At 32.7% G+C, this 21,935-nt stretch carries 12 protein-coding genes and 1 pseudogene; 11 read left to right on the top strand and 2 right to left on the bottom strand.

Going from position 1 to position 21,935, the window contains the following annotated elements:
* The first annotated feature begins 370 nt into the window (after nucleotides 1-370).
* The 11 genes and pseudogenes from IPK06_03925 (at nucleotide 371) to IPK06_03875 (ending at nucleotide 18,369) form a co-directional block, all read left to right on the top strand.
* Nucleotides 371-904, top strand: coding sequence for a T9SS type A sorting domain-containing protein (locus IPK06_03925; GenBank protein ID MBK7979158.1), 534 nt, complete (start codon nucleotides 371-373; stop codon nucleotides 902-904).
* A gap of 10 nt (nucleotides 905-914) precedes the next feature.
* A complete protein-coding gene (locus tag IPK06_03920; GenBank protein MBK7979157.1) occupies nucleotides 915-1,907 on the top strand; it encodes a Gfo/Idh/MocA family oxidoreductase in 993 nt (330 codons plus the stop codon).
* Between the two features lie 19 nt (nucleotides 1,908-1,926).
* Nucleotides 1,927-4,134 (top strand): regulator, encoded by a 2,208-nt coding sequence (locus IPK06_03915; protein MBK7979156.1) that lies wholly within the window; start codon nucleotides 1,927-1,929, stop codon nucleotides 4,132-4,134.
* Between the two features lie 18 nt (nucleotides 4,135-4,152).
* The gene (locus IPK06_03910; GenBank protein MBK7979155.1) at nucleotides 4,153-5,304 is read left to right on the top strand and encodes a DUF2961 domain-containing protein; all 1,152 of its coding nucleotides are present in this window, start codon (nucleotides 4,153-4,155) and stop codon (nucleotides 5,302-5,304) included.
* Between the two features lie 7 nt (nucleotides 5,305-5,311).
* A pseudogene (locus IPK06_03905) lies at nucleotides 5,312-6,688 on the top strand (DUF1080 domain-containing protein).
* A gap of 28 nt (nucleotides 6,689-6,716) precedes the next feature.
* Entirely contained in the window at nucleotides 6,717-7,649 is a 933-nt protein-coding gene (locus IPK06_03900) for a sugar phosphate isomerase/epimerase (protein MBK7979154.1), read from the top strand.
* Nucleotides 7,650-7,667: 18 nt separating this feature from the next.
* Entirely contained in the window at nucleotides 7,668-9,671 is a 2,004-nt protein-coding gene (locus IPK06_03895) for a hypothetical protein (GenBank protein MBK7979153.1), read from the top strand.
* Between the two features lie 2 nt (nucleotides 9,672-9,673).
* On the top strand, nucleotides 9,674-10,468 hold the full coding sequence (locus IPK06_03890; protein ID MBK7979152.1) for a glycerophosphodiester phosphodiesterase: 795 nt from the start codon (nucleotides 9,674-9,676) through the stop codon (nucleotides 10,466-10,468).
* Between the two features lie 26 nt (nucleotides 10,469-10,494).
* Nucleotides 10,495-13,941: a family 78 glycoside hydrolase catalytic domain gene (locus IPK06_03885; GenBank protein MBK7979151.1), complete on the top strand. Its 3,447-nt coding sequence runs from the start codon at nucleotides 10,495-10,497 to the stop codon at nucleotides 13,939-13,941.
* A 96-nt stretch (nucleotides 13,942-14,037) separates the two neighbouring features.
* Nucleotides 14,038-16,074: a 9-O-acetylesterase gene (locus IPK06_03880; GenBank protein ID MBK7979150.1), complete on the top strand. Its 2,037-nt coding sequence runs from the start codon at nucleotides 14,038-14,040 to the stop codon at nucleotides 16,072-16,074.
* A 36-nt stretch (nucleotides 16,075-16,110) separates the two neighbouring features.
* Nucleotides 16,111-18,369: an alpha-L-rhamnosidase gene (locus IPK06_03875; protein ID MBK7979149.1), complete on the top strand. Its 2,259-nt coding sequence runs from the start codon at nucleotides 16,111-16,113 to the stop codon at nucleotides 18,367-18,369.
* A 108-nt stretch (nucleotides 18,370-18,477) separates the two neighbouring features.
* Here the strand turns inward: IPK06_03875 and IPK06_03870 are convergent, their stop codons facing one another.
* Nucleotides 18,478-20,565 (bottom strand): HEAT repeat domain-containing protein, encoded by a 2,088-nt coding sequence (locus IPK06_03870; protein ID MBK7979148.1) that lies wholly within the window; start codon nucleotides 20,563-20,565, stop codon nucleotides 18,478-18,480.
* Nucleotides 20,566-20,594: 29 nt separating this feature from the next.
* Nucleotides 20,595-21,911: a Gfo/Idh/MocA family oxidoreductase gene (locus IPK06_03865; GenBank protein MBK7979147.1), complete on the bottom strand. Its 1,317-nt coding sequence runs from the start codon at nucleotides 21,909-21,911 to the stop codon at nucleotides 20,595-20,597.
* Nucleotides 21,912-21,935: the final 24 nt, after the last annotated feature.

The following is a 21,935-nucleotide window of genomic DNA, read 5'->3' as shown; positions in this document are numbered from 1 at the left end:
TATTGGAACAAATGGAACGGTTGAAAGCGGTTTGAACTGGAGAACGCCTTCTGAAGCAGAACATAGATGGCTGGTTTATTCTTCTTTGACTTACGGAGTTCATGCGTTGATTTGGTTTCATTGGCACGGAGATTGGGGATTAACAGGAAACCCAGATAGAGAATTAATTTATCCTTCAATTCAAAAAATAAACGCGGAAATAGATTCACTTTCTCAAATTATGGTTCAGCTGCAAACTACCGGTGTTTACCATTCAATTATTTCGGATCCGAAATGGAAATTACCAGTTGATGGAATTATTAGTTCAATTTCTGAAAATGCAAATTTTGTTATAGGTTATTTCAGTGACAGTGATTCAAATAAATATTTTATGCTCATGAATAAAAGTTATAAGGATGCGGTGAATGCGACTGTTTCACTAAACGGAATTTCGGAAAACTTAATTTATTTTAATGTGCAGAATAATACATGGGAAACGGTTAATACAATTGACGTTAATGGTAAATCAAACTTTGAAATTAATTTAGCTGCAGGCGGTGGAAAACTTTTTACTTTCTCAAGTTTAACTGATGCCGGAAATATTGAAAGTGATAAATTGCCTTTTAAATTTAAACTTATGCAGAATTATCCAAATCCGTTTAATCCCGCCACTATAATTGAATACAGTATTGCCGCAAAAGAAAATAGTGAAACTGCTAATGCTGTTATTCATTCTAATGATTTGGTACAGCTGAAAGTATACAGTGTATTAGGCGAAGAAGTTACAACTCTTGTAAACAGAAAACAAAAACCCGGTAATTATAAAATTGAATTCAACGCTTCAGATTTATCAAGCGGAATATATTTTTATAAGCTTGTCTCGGGTGATTTTATTCAAACAAAAAAAATGTTGTTTTTAAAATAAAAGTCAAAATATGAGTAAAAAAATTAACTGGGGTATTCTTGGAACCGCTGCAATAGCCAAAGATCAATTAATCCCGGCAATTAAACAAAGTGAAAATTCAAATTTAGCAGCATTGGCTTCCAGAGAAATTGAGAAGGCAAAAGTAATTGCCGAAGCTAATAATATTCCCAAATGTTACGGATGTTATAATGAACTAATTAATGATCCGCAGATTGATGCAGTATATATTCCGCTGCCGAATCATATGCATTTGGAATACACAATTAAATCAATTCAAAAAGGTAAACACGTGTTGGTTGAGAAACCTATTTGTTTAAAGAGCGCTGATGTTGAAGAACTTATTAAAGTTATGAGAGATTATCCTCAAGTGAAAGTGATGGAAGCTTTTATGTATAAACTTCATCCACAATGGATTAAAGTAAAAGAATTAATTCAAAATGGAGCGATTGGAAAATTAAAATTTATTCAATCTTCGTTTTCATTTTTTGATGATAATCCTAATAGCATTGTAAACACCAAAGAATATGGCGGAGGCAGTTTATACGATATTGGCTGTTACCCGGTTTCGGTGAGCAGATTTATTTTTGATGATGAACCAAATTTGATTTACGCGAATATGCATAGAGATCCAAAAATGGAAATTGACATTACAGCAAATTGCATTTTGGAATTTAAAAATGGAAGTTCTCAATTCTTCAGTTCAATTAGGATGAAAGATAATCAAAATGTAAAAATTTACGGAACAGATGGAATAATTGAATTAAAGCTGCCTTTCAATCCAGCGCTTAATAAACCGGCGGAAATTATTTTAACAAAAAATGAAACAAATGAAATAATTAAAGTTGATATGTGCAATCAATATGAATTAGAAGTTAGTTTATTTTCTAAATCAATTATTGAAAATATCGAACCGCCAATTTCAATTCAAGATTCGTTGAATAATATGTTAGTTATTGACAAAATTTTTGAAAGCGCTAAAATTGGTAAAAAAATAATTTTATAAATTAACAATAAGCAATATTATGATACATAATTTTATACGGATATCCTTAATAATTTTATTCTCAAATCTTTGTTCATCGGCTCAAATAAAAGATACTCTTTTCACACAAGAATATCATGACAGTTATCCATTTGAAGATAATCATTCTGTAAAAGTCCAAACTATTTTGGCAGACAATTTAAATAATATTTGGATTGGCACTGAAGAAGGACTATTTATCTTAAATGAAAGTTCAAGAACATGGATTCCAAAATTAAGCGAGGAAAATCAAGGTCCAATAAATGATTTATTTTTAGATAATGATGTAATATGGATTTCCGCTTGGAACGGATTATATCGCGGCAATATTAATGAAATTAATAAAGTAAAGGAAATTGATGAAACGGCGATAGTTGTAAATAAAATTGATGATCAAATAACCGCAATTTCATTAACCAAAATATTTACGTTAAAAAATAATAGTTGGACAAGTGAAAAAATAAAGACTTCAAAACAAATTAGGGCTTTATTACCGGATGAAAATGGCGGTTACTACTTAGCCACAGGAAAAGGATTATATCATAAATTAAATAATACTTTCAAAATATTTCAAAATGTTGATGAAATTGTTAGCGACAATGTTTACGGTTTAAGTAAGTCATTTGGAAATGAATTATGGGTTTGCGGACTTGGCGGAGTTACGGTTTACAAAAACGATAAAATGATAAAAAGTTTTATTCCCAATGACGGAATACCAAACGCTTGGGTTAGAGCAATTAATATAGCGCCTGACGGAACTATTTGGATTGGGACAGATTTTGGAGCAGCTAAATTTAATGGTAAAGAATGGAAAGTTCGGAACAGTAAAAGATGGCTAATCAATGATAAAGTAAATGATATTACTTTTGACAAGAATGAAAATGTTTGGTTTGCGACAGATGGTGGAGTCAGCGCTATTAAAAACAGAAAAATGACGTTAGAGCAAAAGGAAAAGTATTTCAAAAATATAACTGATAAAAGACATATTCGCGAACCTTACTTAGTTGAGAAATGCCGATTTACAACTCCGGGCGATACAAATAATTATTTTCCAAAAGATGATGATAACGACGGTCAATATACAAGCATGTATCTGGCAATGGAATCGTTGAGGTACGCTGTTACAAAAGATCCGGAAGCAAAGCAAAACGCTAAGAAAGCATTTGAGGCTTTAAAATTTTTGCAAACTGTAACTGAAACTCAAGGGTTTTTTGCGCGAACCGTAATTCCTTCAACTTGGAATGAAATGGCCGATCCTAATGAAACAATTGACGATAGAGAATGGGCGAAAAGAATGGTTGAAGAACCAAGATCAACAAGGTTAGAACAACATTGGGTTTTATCAAAAGATAAAAAGTGGTTTTGGAAACGCGGTACAAGCAGCGATGAAGTTACCGGACACATGTACGGTTATTTATATTATTACGATTTGGCAGCGGATGAATCAGAAAAGAAAGTAGTAAAAGATCATGTTACAAAAATTGTAAATTATATAATTGACAATGGCTATGTCTTTAATGATATTGACGGAAAACATACTGAGTGGGGAGTTTGGTCTCCTGAAATTATTAATAATGATCAAGACTGGATTATTGAACGCGGTACAAACTCAATTGAAATTTTATCATTTCTAAAACTCGCATATCATGTTTCGGGTGATGAATATTACCAGAAAGAATATTATAAATTGTGGAATGATTATAATTACAAAGAAAATGTAATCAACGCTAAATCAATTTTGCCTGCGCGCAGAACTTATATTGATGATGAATTATTGGCTTTAGTTTATCCCGTATTACTAAATCATGAGGATAATCCTGAAGTATTAAAATACTATAAACAAAGTTTGGATAATTGGTATGATGCTTTAAAATATGATGATAATCCATATTTTTACTTCACGTACAACGCGTTCGCTAATAACAAGTTGAATCTGAACAGATCAATATTCCTTCTTCAAGATAATCCGTTAGATTTAATAAGATGGCGGGTTGATAACAGCAAAAGAGAAGATATTACAATTACACGCGAACCCATACTTGAACATCTGCAGACAAATAAATTATTGCCCCCAAGTGAGAGAGGAATTATGAGATGGGATAATAATCCATGGACTGCTGTTCAAGGTGATGGCGGAATGACTGAAAGCGACGGTGTTTATTGGAGATTGGCTTATTGGCTTGGCAGATACTATAATTTAATTCAATAAAAAATCATTGAGGAATTTATGCGAAGAAAACTGATAATGGTTTTAATGTTTGTCTTATCTATTTCATTTTTAACAAATGCACAAACGACGAGTCTCAAAAATTTATTCAATTTAAAAGATTCAAAAACAAGGTCGATCAGCCCTGAGAATTTTACAGGTGAAAAAGGCAAAGGTGGAATGGCTACATTAGAAGAAGGTAATGCGGCTGAAGCGGCAAGAAAACTCGGACAAGGGTGGAAAGTAAATCCGTATATTCATATTGAGCCGGGACAAACATTTACTCTTGGTGAAATAAATGAATCGGGAGTTATAAACCATATTTGGATGACACCGGTAGGCGATTACAGATTAATGATTCTCAGATTTTATTGGGATGGAGAAACCGAGCCTTCTATTGAAGTTCCTGTCGGCGATTTTTTTGCGTCAGGATGGGGAATGATGAATGAACCGATTATCAGTTCACTTGCAATTTGTGTTAATCCGAGAAGCGGATTCAACTCATATTGGCAAATGCCTTTTAGAAAAAATTGTAAAGTTACGATGGAAAATTTAGGCGATAAAAGAGCTACAGTTTATTATCAAATAAATTATACATTACAACAAGTTGAACAAAACACACCTTATTTTCACGCGCAATTCAGAAGGGTTAACCCTCTTCCATTTAAGGATGTTTTTACAATATTGGATGGTGTAAACGGAAATGGTCAGTATGTTGGTACTTATTTGGCTCACGGCGCAAGAAGTAAGGGCTGGTGGGGTGAAGGCGAAATTAAATTTTATATTGACGGTGATAATAAATTTCCGACAATTTGCGGAACTGGTGAAGAAGATTACTTTTGCGGATCGTATGGATATAATGATCATGAAGTTAATGGAAAAACTTTTTACACAGAATTTTCAAGCTTATATACCGGATTTTACAAAGCTAAAGATTCAACAATTGCTGATTATTTAGGAGCGTTTGGTCAGTATCGCTGGCATATTGAAGATCCTATTAGATTTAATGAAAATTTAAAGATTACAATTCAAAGCTTAGGCTGGGGTCCTGATGGATATCTTCCGTTGCAGGATGATTTGGCATCGGTCGCATATTGGTATCAAGAAGAACCTCATGCTAAATTTCCGCAATTGCCTACAAAAGATAAATTAGTAATTATGAGAAATAAATGAGACAGCAATGAATAAAATAATTTTATTATCAATCATTGCGGTATTTTTATTAATAAATTGTAATGAAAAAAATCACTCAGTTGAAAAATCTGAAAATAAAAACAATAATTTAACTGATTCAGAAAAGAATGATGGATGGATTTTATTATTCGATGGAAATACGTTAAACGGCTGGCACGAGTTCGGTGAAAAGATAGTTGGTCATGGCTGGATTGTTGATAACGGCGAAATTTCATGTATTATGAATGAGAAGGAGCACACCGGTGATCTTGTTACTAATAATACTTTTGCTAATTTTGATTTTATCTGTGAATGGAAAATTTCAGCAGGCGGAAACAGCGGTTTATTTTATCATATTATCGACGATGGAAAATACACAAGTACAATTCAAACAGCGCCAGAATATCAATTAATAGATGATATCGGATTTCCAGCGAAATTAGAAGAGTGGCAAAAAACCGGCGCAAATTACGCAATGCATAATGTTGAGGTAAATAAGAAATTAAAACCAGTCGGCGAATGGAACTTAAGCAGGATTGTTGTTCAAGATTCGATTGTAAGTCATTACTTGAATGGTGAAAAGATTTTGGAATTTAAGCAATGGACGAAGGATTGGTTTGAAAAAGTTAAAAATTCAAAATGGAAAGAATATCCTGATTATGGAATCCATAAAGACGGGCATATAGGTCTTCAAAGTCATGGCAGCAGTATTTGGTTCAGAAATATTAAAATTAAATCATTATAAATTTGAGAGTGTTATATGAAAATCCTTACTCAAGCAGCGGCATTTATCATAGTTATTACTTTTTTGAATTCATGCTGCTGTAATTATGCCGAAAAAAAAACTGAATATGAATCAATATTTAACGGTAAAGATTTAACCGGCTGGACAATTCACGGTACTGAAAAATGGTATGTGGAAAATGATGAATTAATTTGCGAAAGCGGTCCTGATAAAGAATATGGATATTTAAGTACGGATGAAAAGTACAAGAATTTTGAATTAAGTTTGGACTTTAAGCAAAACGCTGAAGGAAACAGCGGTGTGTTTTTCAGATCATCAATTGAAGGAGTAAAAATAAGCGGATGGCAAGTTGAAGTTGCTCCACCTAATCACGATACCGGCGGAATTTACGAATCCTATGGAAGAGGCTGGCTTGTGAAAATTCCCGATGAAAAAGAAAACATATTAAAAATGGGCGAATGGAATAATATGAAAATAAGAGTGGTTGATGATAATGTTAAAACATATTTAAATGGAGTTCAAATGGTTGATTTTACAGATGAGAAGATTGGCGAAGGTTACGGATTTATCGCGTTGCAAATTCATAGCGGCGGAGGTATAAAAATCAATTGGCGTAATATTGAGATAATTAGATTATAATAAAATTCACTAACATTTCGGGCAATTTATGAAACGAAGGAAATTCATAGAGTTAGCGGCATTAAGCGGAACCGCGCTTACATCTGGATTTAAATCATTTAATAACGACGTTGATAGTAAAAGTAAGTTTAAATCGCCATGGCCAATTTGTTTGAACACGAGTACAATTAGACCCGCAACATTAGAACAAAAAATTAATGCAGCAAGTAAAGCCGGATATGACGGAATTGAAATATGGATTAATGAATTGGAAGAGTATGAAAAAAATGGCGGAAGCTTAATAGAACTTGGTAAGCAAATTTTAGAAAAGAATTTATATGTCCCAAATATAATAGGACTTTGGGATTGTATGCCGATGGATGAAAAAGATTTTAAGAATTCGTTACCAGCTACTAAAGAAAGAATGAGAAGATCTAGCGATGTTGGTTCAAGATATGTCGCCGCAATTCCAGCGCCGGATAGAGAGGATATAGATTACCAAACAATTTTGAAAAGATATTCTGAACTTTTAAAAATCGGAAAAGAAGAATACGGATTAATTGTGGCATTTGAATTTGTCGGTTTCTTTAAAGGTATTTATCAATTCGGGCATGCTGCCGGAGTTGCTCTTGATACTAATAATTCTGATGCGTGTTTAATAATGGATACTTTTCATTTATTTAGAGGTAATTCGGGATTTAACAACATAAGCAAAATCAACGGAAATTTAATAGCAAATTTTCACATAAATGATGTTTCTGATAAAACACCAAGAGAAGAGCAGGGTGATAAAGATAGAATTTATCCGGGAGATGGAATTTTACCATTAGTTCAGCTTATAAAGGATTTGAAAAAAATAAATTATAAAGGAGCGCTTTCTTTAGAAATGTTTAATCGTGAACATTGGGAAAAAGAACCTTATGAGGTTGCGAAAACCGGAATTGAAAAAATTAAAAGAATTATTCAGCTCGCGGAAGTTTAATTAAAAATTAAAGGTAAAATGAAACTTATAATAAAAATTATTTTTTGGTTAACATCATCTATAATAATATTTGGTCAAAGTACTGATATTAAAAATGCAAAAGTAAACGGAATTTATAAATTGCCAAATGTGTTGCCCGCTTTAAATTATGATGATGATTTAAAATATAATACAAATGCCTCGCAATATATTCCGGTTAAAGATGAAGTGTTTATTGAGCAAATTAGAGAAAGTTTAACGAATGAAGAAAATGAAAATTTAGTTAAAGAATTTGCGGTAAAGCAAAAGGAATTAAGTAAAAATGATTTTACCAAAAAGATCACTACAGAAATTACCGCATTATTAAACCATAATGGCGAAGTCTGGATCGGCACAGGAAAGGGTCTTTACATTTATGATGAAAATAAAAAAGAATTAAGACAACAAGTTGATTATGGAGTAAACGGTCCGTTATCGACAAGTATTACCGATATTGAAGTTGATAGTAAAGGTACAATATGGATAGGTACGCCAATTGGTCTTAGTTATTTCACATCCGACAATAAGTGGAATTCAATTCAAGGGAAAGATGGATTGCCGATTGAAAATATTACTGCAGTTGAAATTGACAAAGACGATAAAATTTGGCTTGGGACAAATCATGGAGCGATATTATTTACTCCATATGAAGATGGAAGGAAATGGTATTACAGAGCCGGCAAAAGATATCTTATAAACAATGAAATTTCGGATATAATTATTTCTGCAAAGGGAATGCCGGTTTACTTTGAAACAAAAGATGGAATCAGTAAGCTTTCAGGCATTCAGCGTTCATTATCTCAAAAAGCCGAAATTATTGAGGAACTTATTAATATTCGGCACAGAAGATTAGGATTGGTCGCAAGCTGTATTTTAAATGATTCTGAAAATCCAACATCGTATAAAATTAAATATGGTGAAAATGACGGATTATGGACTTCCTATCACGTTACCGCAATGTCTTTGGCTTATGCCGCAACAGGAAATAAGAAATATTTGGAATCGGCAAAAAAAAGTATGCACGCGATTATTATGCTGCAAAATGCTTCCGGAGTGCCGGGACTAATTGCGAGAAGTGTTGTTCCAATAAATGACGAATATACTGAAAATGATGAATGGAGAAAAACTTCTGATGGCAAATTTCTTTGGAAAAGTGACGCGTCAAGTGATGAAATGGACGGACACTTTTTTGCATTCTATTCTTATTGGGAACATATAGCAAAATATGATAAAGCTGAAAATAAACTAATTAAAAAACAAATTTCCGAAATTATTAATTACTTGCTAGATAATGATTTACAATTAATTGACTGGGATGGAAAAAGAACTTATTGGGGTTTTTGGAATCCGGAAATGTTGAATGACGATCCCGATCATTATTTGGAAAATGGATTAAACTCCGCACAAATTTTATCATTTCTTAAAGTTGCGTATTACATTACGGGAAATGAAAAATACAAAAATCATTTTGATGAACTTATCGTTAAACATAATTATTTGGCAAATGTTTTATTAGAAAAAAAAGTATTTCCGGATGAGAACAATCATTCTGATAATCAATTGGCTTTTTGTGCTCTTTACCCTTGGCTGCAATTGGAACATGATCCAATTGTACGCAATGCTTTGCAGCAAACAGTTAGAAGGCATTATAAAACTTTAAGTAGAGACGGCTCGGCATTTTTTTATTTCGCCGCCGCTTCAATTGATCCGGACTTTGTTGATATTAAATCAGCTGTAAAAAATCTAATTGAAATTCCTACAGATAGACGACAATGGCTTACGATAAACAGCATCAGAAAAGATATTCAATGGTCGCCATATAAAACCAGATTTAACAAATCCCAACTTATAAGCGTATTGCCTCCGGATGAAATGAATTGGGATAAATGGAACGATGATCCGTATGTTCCTGACGGCGGCGGCAACGGTACTTTGGAAGATGACGGCGCATCGTGGCTTCTCGCATATTGGATGGGTAGATATTATGGATTCATTGGAGAATAAATATGACTTTATTAAAAGTAATAATTTTAATTGCGTTAATTGTATCCTTAAATAATTGTCAATCAGATAAATTAATAATTATTGCTCATAGAGGCGGTTCAAAATTAGCACCGGAAAATACTTTAGCGGCTTTTAAAAATGCAATGACGCTTGGCGTTAATATGATAGAGATTGATGTTATTCTATCAAAAGATAAAGAAGTTGTTGTAATTCATGATGACCGTATTGACAGAACGACTAATGGTTCGGGAATTGTAAAAGAAATGAATTTAATTGAAATTCAAAAATACAGCGCCGGAGATTGGTTTGACAGCAAGTATAAAGATGAAAAGATACCGACACTAAATCAAGTGATGAATTTAATAAATGGGAAAGTGAAGTTGCTTATTGAAATAAAAGGCGGCGATGAAGAATATCCTGGATTGGAAAATAAAGTTGTAGAAATCATTGAGAAATATAATGCATACAATTGGGTAATTGTGCAGTCGTTTAATGAACAAACTGTTTTAAGAGTTAAAAAGGGAAATAAAAAAATTATTACATTTTATTTGCTTGGCAAAAATGGAGTTCAATATTTAGAAGAATTGCAAAAAATCGATCGAATTGAAAATAAGTATGATGGACTTGCGCCAAACTACAATTTAGTAAATAAAACAAATTTAGAAATGATTAAAAACCATGGATTAAAATGTTTTGTTTGGACCGTAAACGAATTGGATATTATGAAAGAAATGATAAAGTTAAAAGTGGATGGAATTATAACTGATTCACCAAACCAGTTAAAAGAACTTTTATAGTTAAAATACTTTTCATAGGAGAAACCATGAGATCAAAAATATTATTAATAGTAATTTTAATGTTCACAAGTTTTATTCAAGCGGAACCTATGGAAGTTAAAAATTTGAAATGCGAGTATAAAATTAATCCGATTGGAATTGATATTGAAATACCAAGATTCAGCTGGGAATTGGAATCCAATAAAAGAGGCGCAAAACAAACAGCTTACCAGATAATTGTTTCACAGAATTATAAAAAATTAAATACCGATGAATCTGAAATATGGAACAGCGGAAAGATCAATTCTGATAATACAATTCAGATAAAATATGAAGGTAAAAAGCTTAATAGTAATCAAAAATACTATTGGAAAGTTTTTGTTTGGGATGAAGAAGGTGAAAAACATGAAAGTGATATTAACCATTATTCAACTGGGTTGTTAACTGAAAATGATTGGCAAGCAAAATGGATTGGATTGGATAAGGCAGTCGGCAGTGATGAACCAGATGCTGCTCACCGAATATTATCTGCTAGAATGTTGAGACATGAATTTGATATTGATAAAAAAGTAAAAAAGGCAACTGCCTTTATTTCCGGACTGGGTTTGTTTGAATTTTATCTCAATGGCAAAAAAGTAAGCGACGATGTCTTTGTTCCTGCCGCAACCGAATATAACAAAACCACTTTTTATTTGACTTATGATATTACTAATAATATTAACCGAAATAAAAATGCGTTGGGAATTATTTTAGGTAACGGAAGATATTTTGCTATGAGAAGTGAAGTTCCGGCGGTTATGAGAACATACGGATTTCCGAAAGCAATTTGTCAAATTGAAATTGAATATGAAGACGGATCAAAGAAAATTGTTGCCTCGGATAACACATGGAAAATTACGGCAAACGGACCAATAAGAAAAAATAACGAATACGATGGTGAATATTACGACGCGACAATGGAAATGGATGGATGGAATGAAGTTTATTTTAACGATTCTAAATGGCTGAACGCGGAAGTGGTTGAAAAACCCGGAGAGAGATTAATTTCTCAGCCAAACGCTCCAATTAAAATTATGGAAAAAGTAACACCAATAGATGTAAATGAAATAAAGCCCGGAGTTTTTATTTTTGATATGGGACAGAATATGGTTGGCTGGACTGAACTCTTTGTAAACGGAAAGAAAGGCGATAAAGTTGCTTTAAGATTTGCGGAAACTTTAAATGAAGATGGTAGTTTGTTTTTGGATAATATAAGAACAGCGGAAGTAACCGATACTTACATTTTAAAAGGCGACGGCGATGAAAGATGGGAACCAAAATTCACTTATCATGGATTTAGATATGTTGAAATGATCGGTTATCCCGGCAAACCAAATTTAAAATCAATAGTTGGAAAAGTCGTTTATGATTCACTCAAAGTAGTTGGAAAATTTGAGAGCTCGAATCAGCTTATCAATAATATTTATAAAAATGCTTTTTGGGGAATAAGAGGAAATTACAGAAGCATGCCAACAGATTGTCCGCAAAGAGATGAAAGACACGGTTGGCTTGGTGACAGATCTTCGGAATGTACCGGAGAGAGTTTTGTTTTTGACCTTTCGCTTCTTTATAATAAATGGGCTTGCGACATCAGAGACGCGCAAAATGAAAAAGGCAGTATTCCCGATGTTTGTCCTTCCTATTGGCCATTTTATAACGACAATACTACATGGGCTGGTACATATTTATTTGTTTCTGAAATGCTGTATGAACAATACGGCGATTTAAAAACAATAGAAATACATTATCCAAATATGCAGAAATGGATAAATCATATGAATCAATATATTCAAGATGGAATAATGTATAAAGATACTTACGGCGATTGGTGTGTTCCTCCTGAAGATGTAAAATTAATTCATTCGAGTGATCCTCTTAGAACAACCAGTTCGGAATTTATTGGTACAGCTTACTTTAATTATGAATTAAGACTCATGGCAAAATTTGCAAAATTACTCGGGAAGGATAATGACGCAAAAAATTATTCGGCAAAAGCTGAAATTATGAAAAACGCATTTAATAGAAAGTTTTTAGATAAAGAACTTTTACAGTACAGCAACAATACGCAAACCGCAAATATTTTGGCTATTGCTTTTGATCTTGTTCCAATTGAAAATAAAGAAAAGATAATTGGGAATTTACTTCAGAAAATTTTGGGTGAAGCTAACGGACATGTAGGAAACGGAATTATCGGCGGACAATGGCTTATGAGAACGCTGACCAATAACGGTTATGCGGATGTTGCTTATAAACTTGCTTCTAATTCTACTTATCCAAGCTGGGGTTATATGGTTAAGCAGGGAGCTACAACAATATGGGAATTATGGAACGGAGATCATGGGGATCCGGGAATGAATTCCGGAAATCATGTTATGCTTTTGGGTGATTTAATAATTTGGTTTTATGAAGATTTAGCCGGAATTAAAACCGATCCGTTAATTCCGGCATTTAAACATATTATTATGGAACCGCAGGTCTTAGGCGATCTAAAATATGTAAAAGGCGCTTATCATTCATTAAGAGGAGAAATTCAAAGCAATTGGAAATTAACCGATAGAAACTTTGAATGGAATATTCAAATTCCCGCAAATACAACTGCGACAGTGTTTGTGCCGACGTTGAACAAAGAAGATGTTTTTGAAAAAGGAATTTTAGCCAAAGATGCTGAAGGTGTAAAATTTATGGGATGGAAAGGTAATTCGGCAATATATGAAATTCAATCGGGCTCTTATTCATTTATATCTAAAGGTGTAACAAAAAAAATAACAAAATCTTATACTTCAAATGCCGTTATCAATCCGCGAGATGTAACTAAAATGATTGGTGAAAAAATAATCACAGACATATCTTGTTCAGATAAAAACGCGGTTATATATTATACTTTGGACGGTAGTGAACCAAACAAAAATTCATTTATTTATAAAGATCCAATAGAAATTACAAACAATACAATATTAAGAGCGCAGGCAATAGATAAAGATTTGAATCCAAGCATGATAATGCAGGCGGTTTATAATTTTGTTGATCCAAAAATTAATGGAATTTCTTGGAAGTTATATGAAGGCGAGTTTAAAAAAGTCCCCGATTTTACAAAATTAAAACACACTAAAGAAGGTAAGGTTTATCAATTTGGACTGGAAGGAATCGATATACCAAAATATAACTTTGCACTTCAACTTGAATCTAAAATTAAAATTGAGGAAGACGGTGAATATGAGTTTTATACTTCATCTAATGACGGCAGTAATTTATATATTGATGATAAATTAGTTGTAGATAATGACGGAGAGCACGCGGTTAAACAATCAAGCGGTAGAGTAAATTTGAAAAAAGGCTTACACAAAATTATGGTTGGTTATTTTCAAACCGGTGGTAGCAAAGGATTGCAGGCAATGTATAGTTTTAAAGAAATAAGATTTCTCCCTATTCCGGGACAAATATTGTTCTTTAAGTAAAATAATAAATTTATGAAATGAAAATAATTGGACTTATATCTTGCATTTAACTTTAATTCAAAATTTAATTAATTATTTAAATCCACTAAGCATAATATGAAAAGTACAAATTACGTATTCCAATTTTCATTTATTAAGTTCATTAAGTATCTAATAATATTTTTATTTTATTTACAGATAAACGTAGTTTGCCAAAGCAGCAATCCTCCGGCAAAAAATATTAAGCTAAATCCTTTGTTCACTGACAATATGATTTTACAACAAAATAAAACAATTACAATTTGGGGCAAAGCTGAGCCGGGCGGAAAAATAATTATTAAATTGTTAAATCAAGAGAAACAAACAATTTCTGATGTAACAGGAAATTGGAAAGTAAATTTAGAACCGATAAATGCGGGCGGACCATACGAAATAAAAATTATAGGCGAACAAACTATTGTAATTAAAAATGTTATGATTGGTGAGGTTTGGATATGTTCCGGACAATCAAATATGGAAATGCAGGTTGGCGGATCTGGAAAAGTTCTGAATTATAAAGATGAAATTGCAAACGCAAAATATCCTAATATTCGACTTCTAACAGTAGAAAAGAAAATGGCAGAAACGCCGCAGGATACTTTTTCAAGTGAAGGATGGAAACAATGTTCACCTGAAACTATTTCCGACTTTTCCGCTGTAGCATATTTCTTTGGAAGAGAATTGTATAAAAATTTAAATGTTCCAATAGGTTTAATTAATACATCTTGGGGCGGAACAGTTGTTGAAGCTTGGATAAGCGGAAATTCACTTAAAAAAAATCCAGACTTTTTAGAAACGGTTAAAATTATTGAATCAGATACAACGAGTGATTCTGAAAAAGCTGAAATTGAAAGGAAAAAAATTAACGAATGGCCGGATAAAATTGAAAAAATTCTAAATGAAAAAGGAATATTTTCTCATGACTTTCAAAATTTGTCTTATAATTCAGATAGTTGGCAGGAAATGAGTCTGCCGAAACTTTGGGAAGATGATGATTTAACTTATGATGGAGTTGTATGGTTTATCAAGGAAATTAATTTAAATGATGCATGGAAGGGGAATAAATTATTATTATCATTAGGTAAAATTAATGACTATGACGTTACTTGGTTTAATGGCTATAAAGTAGGCAGAGGTGTCGACGTTCAAGATCTAAGAAAATATGACATCCCCGATTCAATTGTTAATCACGGTAAAAATATTATTGCTGTTGCAGTTTTGGATATTGGAAATGTCGGTGGAATATACGGTCCGGCTAAAGAATTAAAATTAGAAAAACACAATGAGTCAATTTCTCTCTCGGGTAATTGGAAATTTAAAATTGATCCAATTACAATTGATGTAAGCAAATTACCAGAAAAACCGACAAGCAATGTTGGTCCAAATAGACCAACTGTTCTTTTTAACGGAATGATAAATCCTTTAATTCCTTTTAATTTTCAAGGTGTCATTTGGTATCAAGGAGAATCTAACGCTGAAAGAGCTTATCAATACAGAGAATTATTTAAAACGCAAATTAATGATTGGCGTGAAAATTGGGGCGGATTTAATTTCCCGTTTTTATTTGTGCAGTTGGCAAATTTTAAAAAGGTTAATTCTAATCCATCTGATGATTCTTGGGCGGAATTACGAGAAGCACAACTTTTGAATTTAAATTTAGATAATACCGGAATGGCAGTTACTATTGATATAGGCGAAGAGAAAGATATTCATCCAAAAAATAAACAAGAAGTTGGAAAAAGATTGGCATTAAACGCGTTGGCTAAAGTCTATAAACAAGAAGTAACTTATTCCGGCCCAATATATGATTCAATGAAAATTGAAGACGGTAAAATAATTATTAAATTTTCAAATACTGACGGCGGACTTATTTCAAAAGGGAATAACAAATTATTGGGATTCCAAATTGCCGGCGAAGATAAAAAATTTGTTTGGGCAGAAGCAGAAATTTCCGGTAATGAAGTTAATGTGTCAAATCAATTAATTAAAAAGCCTGTTGCGGTTAGATATGCTTGGGCTTCCAATCCTATCTGCAATTTATATAATGGCGCGGGTTTGCCTGCCTCGCCGTTTAGAACTGATGATTGGCCTGGAATAACTTACGGGAAAAAATAAGCTGATATAATCAATTAAATATTTGAAAAAATTTATATGAAAAAATACACATATTTAATTGCGTGTTATTTTCTGATTTCGGCTGAAATTATGAATCTACCTCCGCCGACCGGCTTGATGGTTGAACTGTTGCGCTTTCCGGAAAAAGCCGTTATAACCGATGCTATTCCAGAATTTAGTTGGATAGTTCCAAATTGGGTTACCAAACAAATAGCATTTCAAATCTTAGTTGCCTCAGATATAGATTTATTAATAAACGGAAACGCAGATTATTGGAATTCGGGTAAAATTAATTCGGAAGAATCAATAAGTATTAGCTATTCGGGAAAAGACCTTAAACCAAATCAATCATATTGGTGGAAAGTAAAATTTTGGGATGAAGCAGGAAATGAAAGTTATTTCAGCGATCCGCAAAAATTTATTACTTCAAATTTTTCATCTGCGACTGAATCTAAATGGAAAAGTGAATATTTACAATTAGGTGATTCAACTTGGGTTTCGGAAAATAGGCAAACAGCAGTTTTTCAGAAAATTGAACCGGTTGAAATTATTACAATTGATTCTATGAATTACTTTATCGATTTTGGAAAGGCGGCATTTGGAACTCTTGAGCTGAGATTAAATTCCACAATTGAAGATTCGGCAATAGTTTACTTGGGTGAAAGAAAAAATGAAAATTTTACAGTAAATAAAAATCCGGGTAAATCTAATATCGGTTGCAGTAAATTTAAAATAAATTTAAATAAAGGTATCACAGATTATAAAATTGTAATTCCGAGACATCATTCAAATTCTCCAAACCATCAGGAGTTAGCGCCTTTTTATCCAGAAGTTATGCCGTTTCGATTCGTTGAAATAAACAGCGGTCATAAAATTATTATTAAAAATATCAGACAGAATGCATTATTTTATCCGTTTAATGAGTCGAGTTCTAATTTCATTAGTTCTAATAAAAATCTTAATGAAGTTTGGAATTTGTGCAAATATACTTTAAAGGTGACTCCTTTTCTTGGTGTTTATGCCGATGGAAACAGAGAACGAATGCCTTACGAAGCGGATTCGTATATTCAGCAGTTGGGGCATTATTCCGTTGACATGGAATATTCAATCGCGAGGTATACAACAAATTTTTTACTCAACAATCCTTCTTGGCCTACAGAATGGCATATGCACACAATATTCATGGCATGGGAGGATTACCTTTATACAGGCGATAAAGAATTTCTTGAGGAAAATTATGAACTTCTTAAAATGAAAACTTTTTTTAGCCTTGAAAGGGAAGACGGATTAATTAGTACCGCGCCCGGAAAAGTTACTGAAGAATTTTTAAAGAAAATAAATTTTCAAGGAAAGAAATTAAGCGATATTGTTGATTGGCCTAAGGGAACACCTTTAGGTGAAATACAAGCCGGTAATGCAGGACCAACACCCGAAGGAGAGAGAGATGGTTTTGTATTTACAAACATAAATACGGTTGTAAATGTTTTTCACTATAAAAGTTTAGAAGTAATGTCAAAGATTGCAGATGTGCTAGGGAATGACCAAGATAAATTATTTTTCGAAACTAGGGCGGAAAAAGTTAGGTTAAGTATATTAGAAAAATTATATGATAGAAAAAGCGGATTATTTATAGACGGAGAAGGAACATCACATAGCAGTTTACACGCCAATATGTTTGCGTTGGCTTTTAATATTCAGCCAGAAACAAATTTAACGAACGTTATTAAATTCATTAAAAGTAAAGGCATGGCTTGCAGCGTATATGGAGCTCAATATTTACTTGATGCCCTATTTAACGTTGGTGAATCTGATTATGCTATATCTTTGATGTCATCCGAAAATAAAAGAAGCTGGATGAATATGATAAACTCAGGATCAACAATGACAACAGAAGCTTGGGATGAATACTTTAAACCCAATTTAACTTGGAATCATGCTTGGGGTTCCGCTCCGGCAAATGTAATTGTAAGGCGAATGGTAGGAATTCTGCCGCTGGAATCGGGATTTAAATCTTTCGCGATTATTCCGCAGCCGGGATATTTAAATTTTATTAAACTTAAAACGCCCACAATTAGAGGAACAATTGAATATAATTTATTTATTGATAAATTAGATTGGAAAATGGAAGTCTCGGTTCCTGGTAATTCAACGGCGTTTTTATATCTTCCATCAAAATTTAAAAATGTTATGATAGATGATGAAAACGTATTGCCGAGTAAAACGAAAAATATTTTTCATGAAGATAGAAATATTTATATTCTTAAGAGCGGATTCCACAACATAACCGCAAATTGATTCAATTGAAAATAAGTTTTAAAGTTTGGTTTATTATTGGCGGCGGTATTTATAACAAAAAAATATCGTCCCGTTTAAGCGGGACGATTAAAATTAATACTTAAAAATTTATTTGTTTCTTTCTACATATCTATCAATTGCATTCAATAATTCTTTATTCTTAGTCTGAAATTTTTCATCCTTAACTTTAGATAAAAAATAATTTAAATATTCTTTAACTTTTGCGGGATCAGAAGGGAATAAGTGCCATGAAATTCTATTTATTCCATCATCTACAATTTCTTTAATATCATCTTGATTTAAGAATGATTTTAATACTTCCAATGATTCGAATGAATCAAGATGTCCAATTCCATCCAAAGCAATATTTTTTTCATTACTCGATTTTGATAGTTCCAATGATTTTTTGTAAAGTTCAACCTTTTGATCTACAGTTAGATTTTTATCCATTTCAATAAAATTAGTGAATCCTTTTAATGCGGCGCTTTGGACATCATCAGCTGAAGTTTGTGCGGTTTTAAGCAATATATCTCTCGGTTTTGGATTTTGCCATAATGAAAGTCCGTTTATTGCCGCAGTCTTAATTTCATTATTTGAATTACCAAGTTCCTTTACTAAAATACCATAAGCATTTTCATCATCTGTTTGACCCAGTAATCTTAAGAAAGATGTTTTATCATTTACGTTTTTGGTATTATTCAATTCCTTAATTAGTAATACGGAAATATCTTTTGATACTTCGGATTTTTTCATAATAGTTGAAATTGTAAATTCTGCTTTTCTTTTATCCGAGTTATCCTGCAGTTTTTTAAGTATGTCAATTACTTTGCCGATATCCTTTGATTCTCCAATTTCACCGATGGTTTTAAATGCCTCATTTTTAATCAAACGGTTATCAGAATTTGTTAATTCTAAAATGGTATTTAATGCGGCGGAATAACCTCTGTTGCCGATGGATTTAATAAGTACGATTTTTAAATCATCGTTTGATGAATTTAGATTTGTGATAATTTCTTTATCAACATCCGTATTGCTTAGTAAATCTAAAGAATTTTGAGCTGCTTCGGCTTCTATGCCGGATTTTTCCACTGCAATTTTTGCCAGTTTAATTACATCTGTTTTATCTCCAATTTTGGAAAGAGTTTTAATTGCCGCTGTTCTTACCAATTCAACATCGGAGTTTAATAAACTCATTACCGAAGGCTTAACTTGAGCATTACTTGTTTCACTAAATATTCCCAATAATTGAATTTGATTCGCCGGATTTAAATTGCCGAGTAAAGATGAAAATTTGTTAATATCACTTATATTTTTTAAATCCCTAATTTTTGAAATTGGCACTATTTTTAATTCATCGGGTGAAGATTTTATTCTATCTAATATTTCTTGTTCTTTGTTTGGAGCTGAATTTAAAATGCCTGTTAAAGCTGCTTTCTTAATAGACATTGGCGCATTTTGAAGCTGATAAATTTTACTGTAATTGTTGTAAGCTTCAATTTGTTTTTTCTTAAGAAGTAAATTATCAGCACATCTTAAATAAGAATTTAATATAACATTTCTTAGAGATTCATTTTTAACATTTAGGTTTTTATCTAAAACTGTAATACATTTTTCATTTGCTATTTTTCCTAAAGCGGAAATAGCCGCGAATGAAAGATTTATATTTTTATCATTAATATATTTTGCAATTGCATCAACGGCATTTTGTGATTTTCTGAATCCTAAGGAATTTATTATTCCGATTTTAATTCTATCCGAACCTTGTGGGAGCGCTTCAATAAGAACTTTATCAACTTCGGGAGATTGAATATCTTCAATCGCGTATCTTACCAAATCACTAAGCTTTTCATCGTTTAAAAATATTTTTAATTCTTTTGCAGAACTTTCACCTCCAACAATTCTTAATTCTCTGCTTACAAATTGTTTCGCATCGAATGAGGCGTCAGATTTGAAAAAACTCAATAATTCTTTTTCGACTTCTGCATTTTTGTTTTGGTTATTTTTTGCGTCAATAACAATTTTATATATTTCTGATAGATTACTTCTGTCATCGCCAATTTTATAATTCTTGATCGAATCCAATAACTCACTTGGAATAACCTGTGCGTTTAGTTGAATTGATAGAAAAAGCATTAGAACAAATGAAAAGCAAGAAATAATTCCAATTGTTCTTTCAATATAATTTGATCTCTGCATTTGATTTCCTCAAAATTTCATAAAACAATTTAAATGTGATACGGACTTCTCATTGGTCTGCCGAGAAGTCTTGAAGCAACCGGATCGTCAATAATTTCTTCAGTTTCCGGATTGAATTTAATTGTTCTTCCCAATAACATTGCTATTTGTCCCAAATGCCCTGGTGTAGCAGATCGATGAGCGTTTTCACAAGGAGCAATAGTTTCTTGCCTGCTTCTTACCGAATCTAAAAAATTCCTCACGTGTCCGGGCGATTTTATTAAGTGTATTTCGTTTGGTTTAATAGTATCATTTAAAATAAGTTTATTACTTGCATCCAAACTATTGCCGCGGTCCACCCAAATCCAACCTTCATCTCCAATCCATTTTGTACCGGATCTTCCGTTGCAAACATCATTGTGTCCGCCGGCCAGAATCATTTTCAAACCATCTGCATATTTGGTTTCAACTCTATATCTCGTTGCTGTATTCCATAATCCGGTTTTCGGATATTCACCAACGCCCGAAATTTCTACGGGTCCTGTATTATCAATTCCCAATCCCCAATGAGCAATATCGCCGTGATGTCCTATCCAATCTAATAATTGTCCGCCGCCGTAATCTAAATTCCATCTCCAGCTTTTATGTACGCGTGCTGAAGCATAAGGAGCTAACGGCGCAGGTCCAAGCCAGCGTTCATAATCCAATTCTTTCGGAGGGTCGGTAATAATATCATTCCCTCCAAAGTCGGAATTTCCTGAAGGTAATCCGACTTCAACAGTATGAACCTTTCCGATTCTTCCATTTCTAACGAGCTCGCAGGCAAATCTAAAATGATTCTGTGATCTTTGCCAGCTTCCGGTCTGCCAAATTCTATTATATTCTTTAACGGTATCGCAAATTGCTCTGCCTTCCATTAAATTATGTGAAAGCGGTTTTTCACCATAAACATCTTTACCGGCTTTAAGCGCGGCAATCGCAATTATTGCGTGCCAATGATCAGGTACCGCAATAGAAAGAACATCAATATCATTTCTTGCTATTATTTCTTCATAACTATGGTAGGTAGCGCAGTCGTTATTTCCATAATAAGTATCTACTTGATTTTTACCTTCCATCAAATGATTTTTATCAATATCACAAACTGCAACGACAACCGCGTCGGATTCATTAAGGAACATATCCATATTCCAAGGTCCTTGCCAGCCAAGCCCGATACAGCCAATTCTTATTTTATCGCTTGGCGCTATTAATTTATCTTTGCCAATAATTTTGGATGGAATTATGTAAGGGAATGCTGTTAAAGCTGCAATAGTTCCAGTACTTTTTTTTATAAATTTTCTTCTGTTATATTTTTGATCGCTCATTCTGTTTACCTTAAAATTTAATAT

This window comes from Ignavibacteriota bacterium (genome assembly GCA_016713565.1).
Lineage (GTDB): Bacteria > Bacteroidota > Ignavibacteria > Ignavibacteriales > Melioribacteraceae.
Note: the sequence above shows the minus strand (reverse complement) of the source record. Positions and strands in the feature narration are given on the sequence as shown.